Origin of the sequence: Pseudomonas sp. EA_5y_Pfl2_R50 (assembly GCF_963970475.1) — a bacterium.
Lineage (GTDB): Bacteria > Pseudomonadota > Gammaproteobacteria > Pseudomonadales > Pseudomonadaceae > Aquipseudomonas.
Genome location: NZ_CAXAPT010000001.1, coordinates 719809 through 733135 on the forward strand (window position 1 = coordinate 719809; position 13327 = coordinate 733135).

Consider the following 13327-nt stretch of genomic DNA (forward strand, 5'->3'; position numbering starts at 1 on the left):
GGCCTTCCGTGATCCAGTTTTTACTTAACCAGGAACTCCGTAGCGAGCACGCCCTGGACCCGAATCTGACTGTGCTCAATTACCTGCGTGAACACGTCGGTAAATCGGGCACCAAAGAAGGTTGCGCCAGCGGTGACTGCGGCGCCTGCACCGTGGTGGTCGGCGAGTTGCAAACGGATGACGCGGGCCGCGAGCACATTCGCTATCGCAGCCTCAATTCGTGCCTGACCTTTGTTTCGTCGCTGCACGGCAAACAACTGATCAGCGTTGAAGACCTCAAGCACAAAGGCGAACTGCACAGCGTGCAAAAAGCCATGGTCGAATGCCACGGCTCGCAGTGCGGTTTCTGCACCCCCGGTTTCGTCATGTCGCTGTTCGCCCTGCAAAAGAACAGCGATGAGCCCGATCACGCCAAGGCCCACGAAGCGCTGGCCGGCAACCTCTGTCGCTGCACCGGCTACCGGCCGATTCTGGCGGCTGCCGAGCAATCGTGCTGCGGCAAGCAACCGGATCAGTTCGATGCCCGTGAAGCAGAAACCATCGCGCGCCTCAAAGCCATTGCCCCGACTGATATCGGCGAACTCAACAGCGGCGACAAGCGCTGCCTGGTGCCGCTGACCGTTGCCGATCTGGCCGACCTCTACGATGCTTACCCACAAGCGCGCCTGCTCGCCGGCGGTACTGACCTGGCGCTGGAAGTCACGCAATTCCACCGCACCCTGCCGGTGATGATCTACGTGGGCAACGTCGCTGAGCTCAAGCGCATCGAAACCTTCGAAGACCGTATCGAAATCGGCGCCGCCACCGCCCTCTCCGACTGCTACGAAGCGCTGAACGCCGAGTACCCGGACTTCGGCGAACTGCTGCACCGCTTCGCCTCTCTGCAAATCCGCAACCAGGGCACCCTCGGCGGCAACATCGGCAACGCCTCGCCCATCGGTGACTCGCCACCGCTGCTGATCGCCCTCGGTGCGCAAGTGGTGCTGTGCAAAGGCGACACCCGCCGCACCCTGAACCTGGAAGATTACTTCATCGACTACAAGGTCACCGCCCGTCAGGAAAGTGAATTCATCGAGAAGATCATCGTCCCGCGCGCCAGCGCCGAGCAGTTGTTCCGCGCCTACAAAGTCTCCAAGCGTCTGGACGACGACATCTCCGCCGTCTGCGCCGCCTTCAACCTGCGCGTCGAAAATGGCGTGATCACCGATGCGCGCATGGCCTTCGGCGGCATGGCCGCGATCCCGAAACGCGCAGCCCACTGTGAAGCCGCGCTGATCGGTGCGCCGTTCACCAACGCCGCAGTCGAACGTGCCTGCGCGGCGCTGGCCGAAGATTTCACACCGCTCTCGGATTTCCGCGCCAGCAAGGAATATCGCCTGCTCAGCGCGCAGAACCTGCTGCGCAAATACTTCATCGAACTGCAAACACCGCACATCGAGACTCGGGTGACCGCTTATGTCTAACCATCACGGCGTAGAGAAAACTCAAGCTGAACTGGCTGAATTGTTCGCCAGGGATCTGACCTCCGGGGTCGGCCGCAGCGTCAAGCACGACAGCGCCGCCAAACACGTGTCCGGTGAAGCGCAGTACATCGATGATCGTCTGGAATTTCCGAACCAGTTGCATCTGTACGCACGCCTGTCGGACCGCGCCCACGCGAAAATCATCAGCATCGACACCTCGCCGTGCTACGCCTTCGAAGGCGTGCGCATCGCCATCACCCACGAAGACGTGCCGGGCCTCAAAGACATCGGCCCGCTGATGCCGGGCGATCCGTTGCTGGCGATTGATGACGTGCAGTTCGTCGGTCAACCGGTGCTCGCCGTGGCCGCAAAAGACCTGGAAACCGCGCGCAAGGCCGCCATGGCCGCGATCATCGAATACGAAGATCTCGAGCCGGTGCTGGACGTGGTCGAGGCGCTGCGCAAACGCCATTTCGTGCTCGACAGCCACACTCACCAGCGCGGTGATTCGGCCTGCGCACTGGCGACCGCCGAACACCGCATTCAAGGCACGCTGCACATCGGCGGTCAGGAACACTTTTACCTGGAGACGCAAATCTCCTCGGTCATGCCGACCGAAGACGGCGGCATGATCGTCTACTGCTCGACGCAAAACCCGACCGAAGTGCAGAAACTGGTCGCCGAAGTGCTCGACGTGTCGATGAACAAGATCGTCGTCGACATGCGCCGCATGGGCGGTGGTTTCGGCGGCAAGGAAACCCAGGCCGCCAGCCCGGCGTGCCTCTGCGCCGTGGTTGCGCACCTCACCGGCCAGCCGACCAAGATGCGCCTGCCGCGCGTCGAAGACATGCTGATGACCGGCAAGCGTCACCCGTTCTACGTCGAGTACGACGTCGGCTTCGACAGCACCGGGCGCCTGCACGGGATCAACATGGACCTGGCCGGCAACTGCGGCTGTTCGCCGGACTTGTCCGCTTCGATTGTTGACCGGGCGATGTTCCACTCGGACAACTCGTACTACCTGGGCGACGCGACCATCAACGGTCATCGTTGCAAGACCAACACCGCGTCGAACACCGCTTACCGCGGTTTCGGCGGGCCGCAAGGCATGGTCGCAATCGAAGAAGTGATGGACGCGATTGCCCGTCATCTCCAGCTCGATCCACTCGCCGTGCGCAAGGCCAACTACTACGGCAAGACCGAGCGCAACGTCACCCATTACTACCAGACCGTCGAGCACAACATGCTCGAAGAGATGACCGCCGAACTGGAACAAAGCAGCCAGTATCACGAACGCCGCGAAGCGATCCGTCGCTACAACGCCAACAGTCCGATCCTGAAAAAAGGCCTGGCGCTGACCCCGGTGAAATTCGGTATTTCCTTCACCGCGAGCTTCTTGAACCAGGCCGGCGCGCTGATCCATGTCTACACCGACGGCAGCATCCACCTGAACCATGGCGGCACCGAGATGGGCCAGGGCCTGAACACCAAAGTCGCGCAGGTTGTGGCCGAAGTGTTCCAGGTGGAAATGGATCGTGTGCAGATCACTGCAACCAACACCGACAAGGTGCCAAACACCTCGCCAACGGCGGCCTCCAGCGGCGCTGACCTGAACGGTAAAGCGGCGCAGAACGCGGCGCAAATCATCAAGAAACGCCTGATCGAATTCGCCGCGCGTCACTACAAAGTCACTGAAGAAGACGTCGAGTTCCACAACGGCCACGTGCGTGTTCGCGACCATATCCTGACCTTCGAAGCGCTGATCCAGCAGGCGTATTTCAATCAGGTGTCGCTGTCGAGCACCGGCTTCTACAAGACCCCGAAAATCTACTACGACCGCAGCCAGGCACGTGGCCGTCCGTTCTACTACTTCGCCTTCGGCGCGGCGTGCTGCGAAGTGATCGTCGACACCCTGACCGGCGAGTACAAGATGCTGCGCACCGACATCCTTCACGATGTCGGCGCCTCGTTGAACCCGTCCATCGACATCGGTCAGGTCGAAGGTGGCTTCATTCAGGGCATGGGCTGGCTGACCATGGAAGAGCTGGTCTGGAACAACAAAGGCAAGCTGATGACCAACGGCCCGGCCAGCTACAAGATCCCGGCGGTGGCGGACATGCCGCTCGACCTGCGGGTGAAACTGGTGGAAAACCGCAAGAACCCGGAAGACACCGTGTTCCATTCCAAAGCTGTCGGTGAACCGCCGTTCATGCTCGGGATTGCGTCGTGGTGCGCGATCAAGGATGCGGTGGCGAGCCTCGGTGACTACAAGCATCAGCCGCAGATCGATGCGCCGGCGACGCCGGAGCGGGTGTTGTGGGGTTGCGAGCAGATGCGTCAACTCAAAGCGGTGAAAGCCGTCGAGGCTGAAACCGAGTTGGCTCCGCTCTAGAGACCGAGGCACGACCATTCGCGAGCAGGCTCGCTCCCACAGGGGAATGCATTCCAAATGTGGGAGCGGGCTTGCTCGCGAAGAGGCCCGAACAGACAACGATGTTGTAGGGGTGAACTATGTACAACTGGATCGACGCCCTCGCCGACCTGCAGAACCAGGGCGTGCCCTGTGTGCTGGTGACGATCATCGAAGAACTCGGCTCGACGCCACGCAACGCCGGCTCGAAAATGGTCGTCAGCGCCCATCAGAGCTTCGACACCATCGGTGGCGGGCATCTGGAATACAAAGCCATGCAGATCGCCCGCGAGATGCTCGCCAGCGGTAAGCAGGACACGCACCTGGAGCGCTTCAGCCTCGGCGCCAGCCTTGGCCAGTGCTGCGGCGGCGCCACCGTGTTGCTGTTCGAACCGATGGGCCAGGTGCAGGCGCAAATCGCGGTGTTCGGCGCCGGTCACGTTGGCCGCGCCCTGGTGCCGTTGCTCGCCAGCCTGCCCTGCCGGGTGCGCTGGATCGATTCGCGCGAGGCCGAATTCCCCGAACAGATCCCCCACGGCGTGCGTAAAATCGTCTCCGAAGAGCCTGTGGATGAAATCGATGACCTGCCCGCCGGCAGTTATTGCATCGTCATGACCCACAACCATCAGCTCGACCTTGAACTCACTGCCGCGATTCTCAAGCGTAACGACTTCGCCTGGTTCGGCCTGATCGGCTCGAAGACCAAACGCGCGAAGTTCGAACACCGTCTGCGTGATCGCGGTTTCGACAGCGGCGTCGTGCAACGCATGCGCTGCCCGATGGGCATCGGCGAAGTCAAAGGCAAACTGCCTGTGGAAATCGCCATCTCCATCGCCGGCGAAATCATCGCCACCTATAACGCCAACTTCGGCCAGCAGACTGCCAGCGCCGAACCGATTGCCAAACTGCTGCCGGTTTCGCGGCGCAGTCAGGCCACCAAACTCAAAGCCTCAAACTGATTAGAGAACCCTCATGCCTCTGACTCGCAAAGCCTACCGCGCCGCCATCCTGCACAGCATCGCCGACCCCGCCGAAGTCGGGATCGAAGCCTCCTACGAATATTTCGAGGATGGCCTGCTGGTGGTCGATGGCGGCAAGATCAGCGCCCTCGGCCACGCCAGCGATCTGCTGCCGACCCTGCCGGCGGACATCGAAATCGAACACTACCAGGACGCGCTGATCACGCCGGGCTTCATCGACACCCACATTCACCTGCCGCAAACCGGGATGGTCGGTTCCTACGGTGAGCAACTGCTCGACTGGCTCAATACCTACACCTTCCCGTGCGAAAGCCAGTTCGGCGACAAGGCTCACGCCGACGAAGTCGCGGACATTTTCATCAAGGAATTGCTGCGCAACGGCACCACCACCGCACTGGTGTTCGGCAGCGTGCACCCGCAGTCGGTGAATTCGTTCTTCGAGGCGGCTGAAAAGCTCGACCTGCGCATGATCGCCGGCAAGGTGATGATGGACCGCAACGCCCCGGACTACCTGACCGACACCGCCGAATCGAGCTACGTCGACAGCAAGGCGCTGATTGAGCGCTGGCACGGCAAAGGCCGCTTGCACTACGCGGTCACTCCACGCTTCGCCCCGACCAGCACCCCGGAACAACTGACCCTCGCCGGCCAGTTGCTGAGCGAATACCCGGATCTGTACATGCAGACCCACATCAGCGAAAACCTCAAGGAAATCGAGTGGGTCAAGGAGCTGTTCCCGGAGCGCAAGGGCTACCTCGACGTTTACGATCACTACAAATTGCTCGGCGAGCGCTCGGTGTTCGCCCACGGCGTGCACCTGTGCGACGACGAATGCGCACGCCTGGCGGAAACCGGTTCGGCGATCTCGTTCTGCCCGACCTCGAACTTTTTCCTCGGCAGCGGCCTGTTCAACTTGCCGATGGCCGAGAAGCACAAGCTCAATGTCGGCCTGGGCACGGACGTTGGCGGCGGCACCAGTTTCTCGCTGCTGCAGACGTTGAACGAAGCGTACAAAGTGATGCAACTGCAAGGTGCGCGACTGAGCCCGTTCAAGTCGCTGTATCTGGCGACGCTGGGTGGTGCGCGGGCGCTGCGTCTGGAAGACCGGATCGGCAACCTGCAACCGGGTTCCGACGCCGACTTCCTGGTGCTCGACTACAACGCCACGCCACTGCTGAGCTACCGCTTGAAGCAGGCCAATAACATTGCCGAGACGTTGTTCGTGCTGATGACCCTGGGTGATGACCGCACCGTGCAGCAGACGTTCGCGGCGGGTGCGTTGGTGCATCAGCGCTAAGCTTTTCCCAAGGCAATAAAAATCCCCCGGAGGTGTTCACCCCGGGGGATTTTTTGTTGCCTGTCAGATCGCCTTCGCGAGCAAGCTCGCTCCCACAGTTGACCTCATTTCCTCTGACAGAATGCGGTTGAATGCGGGAGCGAGCCTGCTCGCGAAGGGCGCGCCTCGGTGCCAGCTCAGAGCTTGGCGGCAGGACGCCCCGGCTTCTTGGTCTGCAGCAAATGCGAGAACACCGCATGCAGGTCATCCGACGCGCCTTCCTCGTCGAGGTTGAGCTTGCTGTCGATGTGATCCATGTGATGCATCATCAGGTTCACCGCCAACTCGCCGTCGCGTTTTTCAATCGCATCAATCAATTGCGTGTGTTCGTCATACGAACAGTGCGAGCGGTTGCCGCTTTCGTACTGGGCAATGATCAGCGAGGTCTGCGAGACCAGGCTGCGCTGGAAACTCACCAATGGCGCGTTTTTCGCGGCTTCGGCCAGTTTCAAGTGGAATTCGCCCGACAGACGAATGCCGGCGCCACGGTCGCCGCGAGAGAAACTGTCGCGCTCGTCGTTGACCATCTGCCGCAGTTCGGCGATTTGCTCGGCGGTGGCGTGCAGCACGGCCAGTTCAGTGATCGCGCGCTCGACCAGACGACGGGCCATGAACACCTGACGCGCCTCTTCAACGCTCGGGCTGGCGACAACGGCGCCACGGTTGGGCCGCAACAGCACGACGCCTTCATGGGCCAGACGCGACAGCGCGCGGCGAATGATGGTGCGGCTGACCCCGAAGATTTCCCCCAGCGCTTCTTCGCTCAACTTGGTGCCGGGCGCCAGACGCTGTTCGAGGATGGCCTCGAAGATATGCGCGTAGACAATATCGTCCTGGGTTCCGCTGCGGCCGGCTTTGCCTGCTCGCGGTTGTTTCTTGAGGGGTTGCAACTGTTCGTTCATGGGCACTCGAGTCGGGAGAACTGCGGCGAATAGACCGTGACTGTAATACGGCACAGTAGGTCGCTGGCAAGTATCGCGTAAAAAACAGCGCGATTGTACACAATGGATGGTGGCAACACGACTGTATGGCTGTTTGTGACCACGGCTGTATTGCAACGGTTCGTTACGATTGAGTTTAGGCTTGTTCGCAGAATCCGCTGCTTGAATACAATCCACCTGTGGGAGCGGGCTTGCTCGCGAACGCTGTTTCACATTCAACATCCATGTTGACTGACACACCGCTTTCGCGAGCAAGCCCGCTCCCACAAGGGTTCGTGTTGTGGCGGACATCTTCACTGGTATAAGGAACACCGCCGTCATGAGCGACGCCGCCCACCCCCAGCTCCGCCCTCTGGCCGATACATCACCGTCGGCCATCGTCGCCGGGTTCATCGCGATGATGACCGGCTACACCAGTTCGCTGGTGCTGATGTTCCAGGCCGGGCAAGCGGCGGGCCTCACCAGCGGACAGATTTCCTCGTGGATCTGGGCGATTTCCATCGGCATGGCGGTGTGCTCCATCGGCCTGTCGTTGCGCTATCGCACACCGATCACCATCGCCTGGTCGACGCCCGGCGCGGCGTTGCTGATCACCAGCCTGGGCGGGGTCAGTTATGGCGAGGCCATCGGCGCCTACATCACCTGCGCGGTGCTGGTGACCCTTTGTGGCCTGACTGGCAGCTTCGAACGGCTGGTGAAAAAGATTCCGGCGTCACTCGCAGCAGCATTGCTGGCGGGGATTCTGTTCAAGATCGGCAGCGAGATTTTCGTCGCCGCGCAACATCGCACCGGGCTGGTGCTGGGGATGTTCTTCACTTATCTGCTGGTCAAACGTTTGTCACCACGCTATGCGGTGCTCGCCGCGCTGCTGATCGGCACCGCGCTGTCGGGCTTCATGGGTCTGCTGGACTTCAGCGGCTTCCACCTCGAAGTGGCGACCCCCGTGTGGACCACGCCGCACTTCTCGCTGGCGGCGACGATCAGCATCGGCATTCCCTTGTTTGTGGTGGCCATGACCTCGCAGAACATGCCGGGCATCGCGGTTTTACGCGCCGATGGCTATAACGTCCCGGCCTCGCCGCTGATCACCACCACCGGCATTGCTTCGCTGTTGCTGGCGCCGTTCGGCTCCCACGGCATCAACCTCGCTGCCATCAGCGCGGCGATTTGCACCGGGCCGCACGCTCATGAGGATCGCAACAAACGCTACACCGCAGCGGTCTGGTGCGGGATTTTTTACGGGATTGCCGGGGTGTTCGGCGCCACATTGGCCGCCCTGTTTGCTGCGCTGCCGAAGGAATTGGTGCTGTCGATTGCTGCGCTGGCATTGTTCGGTTCGATCATCAACGGCCTGAGCATTGCCATGACCGAGGTGAAGGAACGTGAAGCGGCGCTGATCACCTTTATGGTCACGGCGTCGGGCCTGACGCTGTTTTCCGTTGGTTCGGCGTTCTGGGGGATTGTCGCGGGGGTGTTGACGTTGGTGATTTTGAATTGGCGTAAGGCTTAAGCTCAAAAGCCCCTCTCCCAAGGGGAGAGGGCTGGGCGGCGTTCCGATGAGGGCAGACTCACCACAAATCCCAAACCGAACACCCAAACACCAGACGAAAAAAAACGGCGACCCGAAGGTCGCCGTTTTTTTCAGTATCACTTGGCCGCGTTGATCGGCTTTTCCGGATACCAAACGTCCAGCAGCGGGCTCAGTTCAGCCTTGGTCAGCTCGGAACGGTTTTTCAGCCAGGCTTCAACGGCAGCGCGCTGCTCTTCGTTGACCGAGCCGCGCTTCTGCAGGCATACCAGACCGAAGTCGTCGCCGCCGACATAACCCAGACCGTTGGCTTCCATGGCTTCTTTGATGAAGGCTTCGAGGAAAGCGTCAATGGCTTCTTCGGACAAATCTTCTTTGAAGTCCAGGTTCAGTTCGAAACCCAGCTCTTGAAATTCATCAACGCACAGTTTTTTGCGCAGACGCTGGGAACGGTTAGTCGCCATTGGAACAATCCTCTTAAGTAAATACGGCGGGCACTCTACCAGTTTAAGCAATCGATTGCCCGCCTCTCTGGACACCGCGACCGACCGCCTGTAAAAAAATCAACGAATCGCCACCCCGAGGACGGCACAATCGGTTACACCTTGGGGCATAATGCCGACACTTTCGTGACCACTGAGGGCCTTTTCATCCATGTCCTCGTCTTTTTTCCCCTCGGCTGTAGGGTTTTATTTCATATGATCAAATCGCTGCGTCCACTGCTTCTCGCCGGCCTCCTTCTGCCTCTGGCCCTGCCGGTTTCTGCCGCCTCCGTCAACACCGCCCTCACCCCGAATGTCGAAAAGGCCCTCAAGGCCAGCAAACTGCAGCCCAGCGCCCTGTCGCTGGTGATGGTGCCGCTCGATGGCCCGGGCACGCCGACCGTGTTCAACGCCGACGTGTCGGTCAACCCGGCCTCGACCATGAAACTGGTGACCACTTACGCGGCACTGGAAATGCTCGGCCCCAATCATCAGTGGAAAACCGAGTTCTACACCGATGGCACCCTCAACGGCGGCATCCTCAACGGCAACCTCTACCTCAAGGGTGGCGGCGACCCCAAGCTGAACATGGAAAAACTCTGGCTGCTGATGCGCGACCTGCGCGCCAACGGCGTGACCCAGATCACCGGCGACCTGATCCTCGACCGCAACTTCTTCGTGCAGCCGGTGCTGCCGGAATTCAACGATGACGGCAACGATGACAACAAGCCGTTCCTGGTCAAACCCGACTCGCTGCTGGTCAACCTCAAGGCCCTGCGCTTTGTGGCGCGCAACGATAACGGCCGGGTGCTGATCTCGGTTGAGCCGCCGATTGCCAGCGTGCGCATCGAAAACACTGTCAAAGCGCTGCCCTCCAAGCAGTGCACCGGCGGCGTGCGCTACAACCCGGTGCCGCAGGCCGATGGCAGCGTCACTGTGACGGTGGCCGGTCAGTTGGGTGAAGGTTGCAGCTCGCAGACGTACCTGTCGCTGCTCGACCACGCGACTTACACTGCCGGGGCCGTGCGTGCGATCTGGAAGGAGCTGGGTGGCAGCATTCAGGGCAAGGACCGTCTGGCGTCGACCCCGAGCAACGCCAAACTGCTCGCGCGTGCCTACTCGCCGGATCTGGCGGAAATCATCCGCGACATCAACAAATACAGTAACAACACCATGGCCCAGCAACTGTTCCTCAGCCTCGGCCAGCGTTTCCGCAACGATGCCGACGGTGATGATGCGAAAGCCGCACAGCGTGTCGTGCGTCAGTGGCTGGCGAAGAAAGGCATCACCGCGCCGCACCTGGTGATGGAGAACGGCTCCGGGCTGTCCCGCGCCGAGCGCGTCAGCGCCCGGGAAATGGCCGGCATGCTGCAAGCCGCCTGGCACAGCCCGTATGCTGCGGAATACATCAGCTCGCTGCCGATTGCCGGCACCGACGGCACCATGCGCAAACGCCTGAAAACCACCGCCATGCGCGGCGAAGCCCACGTCAAGACCGGCACCCTCAACACCGTGCGGGCCATTGCCGGCTTCAGCCGTGATGTGAATGGCAACACCTGGGCAGTGGTGGCGATCCTCAACGACAAGGCACCGTTTGGTGCGTCGTCGGTGCTGGATCAGGTGCTGCTGGATCTCTACAAGCAGCCGAGATTGCCGCAGACCGCTTCGGTGCTGTAACGCAACAAAACCCTGTGGGAGCGAGCCTGCTCGCGAAGACCGAGTATCAGTCAGCGGATGGATTGACTGACCTGACGCCTTCGCGAGCAGGCTCGCTCCCACATTGGTTTGGCGCCGGGCCCTAACTCATCGGTTCGACGCGATCACGGCCGCCCTGCTTCGCCGCGTATACGCCCGAATCCGCGCGTAACAGCAAGGCATCCGCGCCCTCCCCCGGGCGCCAGCTGGCGATGCCGAAGCTTGCGGTCACGACGCCGACCACATCCACTGGCGCACCGCGCAGGCCTTGCCACAGTTCAACCGCCAGCCTGTAGGCGTGTTCGCCATCGATGTCCGGGCACAACACCATGAATTCTTCGCCGCCCAAACGACAGAATACGTCGGTGCGCCGCAAACGATGGCCGATGCGTTCGCACACCGCTTGCAGCACACGGTCGCCGACCGCGTGGCCGTACTGGTCGTTGATGCGCTTGAAGTGGTCGATGTCGAGCATGATCACCGACAGTTCGCCGCCGCCGCGCTCGACCCGGGCCATTTCGGTGGTCAGGCGCTCCTGAAAATAGCGACGGTTATGAATGCCGGTGAGCGAATCGGTTACCGACAGCGCGCGCAACTCCTCCTCCACCCGTTTCAGATCGGAAATGTCCGAAATATAGCCGTGCCACAACACCCCACCGCCCGGCAGTTCTTCCGGCGTTGCCTCACCGCGTACCCAGCGCAGGCCGCGCTCAGGCAGTTGCACGCGGTATTCCTCGCGCCACGGGCTGAGGTTGTCCGCCGAGGCGCGAATTGAAGAACGCACGCGCGTGGTGTCCAGCGGATGAATGCGCGTGAAGATCGCCTCGGCGTTGAGCAGCAATACATCGGGCTCCAGTTCGTAGATCTCACGAATGCCGTCGCTGGCGTAAATCACGCTAAAGCGACCATCGAATTCCATCTTGAACTGGTAGATACCGCCGGGAACATGAGCGCTGAGTTTTTTCAGCAACACGTCCCGCGCCGCTAGAACCTCATGCACGCGCTTGCGCTCAGTGATATCGATGCAGATCGCCAGGTGCCCGACCCACAGCCCCTGCTCATCCAGCACCGGCGTGGCGAGCATGTTCACCGGCAAGTGGCTGCCATCGTGGCGGATCAGCGTCCACTCGCGGGCCTCATGGCCGCCGACCTCGCCGCCCTCGACCAGCATCGCCTGACAGGTCGGAATGCTTTTGCCGTATCGCGTACTCAACTCCGCCGAGCGCGCGGTCAGCTCTCGGGGCAGGTGCAGGTTTTCCAGGGTCATGCGGCCGACGACATCAGCGCTGCTGTAGCCGAGCATCTGCTCAGCGCCGGGGTTGAACGTATTGATCACGCCGCGCAAATCCGTGGCGATGATGGCCACCTGGGTCGCGGCATTCAGTACGCCACGCAATTGTCCGTGAGTGCCACGCAACTCCTGTTCGCGTTCGTGCAATTCCTGAGTGCGCAGTTCAACCATGCGCAGGGCGCGCTGACGCTGGCTGACCAGCACATATAGCAACGCACTGAGCAGCACGCTGAGCAAACCGCCAAGAATGACCACACTGGCAATCGACGAATGGTTGGCCAGCACAAAGGCTTTACTCGGGAGGATGTCGACCTGATAGTCGTGATCGGCCATGCGCAGCAGGCGCGTCGCCGACAGGCCGCTCGGCGCCGGCTCATTGGCCGACTCGAACAGCACCTCGTGCTGGTCATTGGTCGACAGATCGAGAATGCGCACCGACAGATAATCATGGAGCGCATCAGGCAGACCGTCGGCCAGCAACTGACGCATGCTGATCACCGCCATCACGTAGCCAAACGCTTGCGCTTGCGTCTCCCGGGCCACGGGCGCCACGAGCAGCACGCCGCGCGCGTAGGACGGCTCGATGCTGACCAGATGCAGGGGTTGCGACACCGCCAGGCCGGTGAGCTTTTCCGCACGTTGCAGCGTGTCGCGGCGCAGAGGTTGTGCGAGCAGGTCATAGCCCAACGGCGAACCCAGGCGGCTCTGGGTCTGGCTGTACAGCACCGGCACGTACTCGTCGCGGGGGGCCGCCAGTTGCAGTTCCCCCTGGCCGTCGAGTTCGCGGATGGTGAACGTACTCAGCCCTTCGTCACGCACTCGCTGCTCAAACGCCGCGCGCTCGGCGCCACTGACCTTAAGCGCAAACGAATAGGCTTGAGTACGCAATAACAAGGGTTGGGTGTAGCCGTCGAATTCGGCGCGGGACACCGATTCGGAGTTGGTGAAGAATCGCCGCAGACCATCGAGACGCTGTTCCTGATCCTGAAAACGCTCTTCGATGCGACTGAAGCGCTCACTGGCCAGCAGTTGAAAGCGCTGATGCAGTTGTTGCTGGAACTGATTGAGAGTGGCCCAGGCCAGCAGCCCCGTGAGAATCCCGCCGGCGAGCAATACCAGTATCGCGACCAGCCAGGCCGAGACGTCTTCGCTGATGAAACCCAGAATCTTTGGGCGCACGGGGTGTAACGACATAAAGACA

Annotated in this window: 9 protein-coding genes; 6 read left to right on the top strand and 3 right to left on the bottom strand. The window is 61.2% G+C overall.

What is annotated here, in order from left to right; all coding sequences use genetic code 11:
• The first annotated feature begins 8 nt into the window (after positions 1-8).
• The 4 genes from xdhA to guaD all read left to right on the top strand — a co-directional run bounded on the left by xdhA (position 9) and on the right by guaD (position 6150).
• Positions 9-1463, top strand: a complete 1455-nt coding sequence (xdhA, locus tag AACY19_RS03015) for a xanthine dehydrogenase small subunit (protein ID WP_339447777.1) — start codon at positions 9-11, stop codon at positions 1461-1463.
• Positions 1456-3855: a xanthine dehydrogenase molybdopterin binding subunit gene (gene xdhB / locus AACY19_RS03020; protein WP_339447779.1), complete on the top strand. Its 2400-nt coding sequence runs from the start codon at positions 1456-1458 to the stop codon at positions 3853-3855. The genes xdhA and xdhB overlap by 8 nt, the downstream gene beginning before the upstream one ends.
• Positions 3856-3974: 119 nt before the next feature.
• On the top strand, positions 3975-4832 hold the full coding sequence (gene xdhC, locus AACY19_RS03025; protein ID WP_339447781.1) for a xanthine dehydrogenase accessory protein XdhC: 858 nt from the start codon (positions 3975-3977) through the stop codon (positions 4830-4832).
• A gap of 13 nt (positions 4833-4845) precedes the next feature.
• On the top strand, positions 4846-6150 hold the full coding sequence (gene guaD, locus AACY19_RS03030) for a guanine deaminase (protein ID WP_339447783.1): 1305 nt from the start codon (positions 4846-4848) through the stop codon (positions 6148-6150).
• Between the two features lie 176 nt (positions 6151-6326).
• Here the strand turns inward: guaD and AACY19_RS03035 are convergent, their stop codons facing one another.
• Entirely contained in the window at positions 6327-7091 is a 765-nt protein-coding gene (locus AACY19_RS03035; protein ID WP_105707893.1) for a GntR family transcriptional regulator, read from the bottom strand.
• A 358-nt stretch (positions 7092-7449) separates the two neighbouring features.
• On the opposite strand from AACY19_RS03035, the gene AACY19_RS03040 reads away from it, so the two are divergent.
• Positions 7450-8640 (top strand): benzoate/H(+) symporter BenE family transporter, encoded by a 1191-nt coding sequence (locus AACY19_RS03040; protein WP_339447786.1) that lies wholly within the window; start codon positions 7450-7452, stop codon positions 8638-8640.
• A gap of 137 nt (positions 8641-8777) precedes the next feature.
• On the opposite strand, the gene AACY19_RS03045 is transcribed toward AACY19_RS03040, so the two are convergent.
• Positions 8778-9122, bottom strand: a complete 345-nt coding sequence (locus tag AACY19_RS03045) for a YggL family protein (RefSeq protein WP_339447787.1) — start codon at positions 9120-9122, stop codon at positions 8778-8780.
• Positions 9123-9356: 234 nt separating this feature from the next.
• Here AACY19_RS03045 and dacB point away from each other — a divergent pair, with 234 nt between their 5' ends.
• On the top strand, positions 9357-10817 hold the full coding sequence (dacB, locus tag AACY19_RS03050; RefSeq protein WP_339447789.1) for a D-alanyl-D-alanine carboxypeptidase/D-alanyl-D-alanine endopeptidase: 1461 nt from the start codon (positions 9357-9359) through the stop codon (positions 10815-10817).
• A 121-nt stretch (positions 10818-10938) separates the two neighbouring features.
• On the opposite strand, the gene AACY19_RS03055 is transcribed toward dacB, so the two are convergent.
• A complete protein-coding gene (locus AACY19_RS03055) occupies positions 10939-13320 on the bottom strand; it encodes a sensor domain-containing diguanylate cyclase (protein WP_339447791.1) in 2382 nt (793 codons plus the stop codon).
• Between the last annotated feature and the right edge of the window lie 7 nt (positions 13321-13327).

Excerpts from the sequence above, each read along its gene's own strand:
- xdhB (WP_339447779.1), top strand. The coding sequence starts at position 1,456 with ATGTCTAACCATCACGGCGTAGAGAAAACTCAAGCTGAACTGGCTGAA.
- xdhC (WP_339447781.1), top strand. The coding sequence starts at position 3,975 with ATGTACAACTGGATCGACGCCCTCGCCGACCTGCAGAACCAGGGCGTG.
- guaD (WP_339447783.1), top strand. The coding sequence starts at position 4,846 with ATGCCTCTGACTCGCAAAGCCTACCGCGCCGCCATCCTGCACAGCATC.
- AACY19_RS03035 (WP_105707893.1), bottom strand. The coding sequence starts at position 7,091 with ATGAACGAACAGTTGCAACCCCTCAAGAAACAACCGCGAGCAGGCAAA.
- AACY19_RS03040 (WP_339447786.1), top strand. The coding sequence starts at position 7,450 with ATGAGCGACGCCGCCCACCCCCAGCTCCGCCCTCTGGCCGATACATCA.
- AACY19_RS03045 (WP_339447787.1), bottom strand. The coding sequence starts at position 9,122 with ATGGCGACTAACCGTTCCCAGCGTCTGCGCAAAAAACTGTGCGTTGAT.
- dacB (WP_339447789.1), top strand. The coding sequence starts at position 9,357 with ATGATCAAATCGCTGCGTCCACTGCTTCTCGCCGGCCTCCTTCTGCCT.
- AACY19_RS03055 (WP_339447791.1), bottom strand. The coding sequence starts at position 13,320 with ATGTCGTTACACCCCGTGCGCCCAAAGATTCTGGGTTTCATCAGCGAA.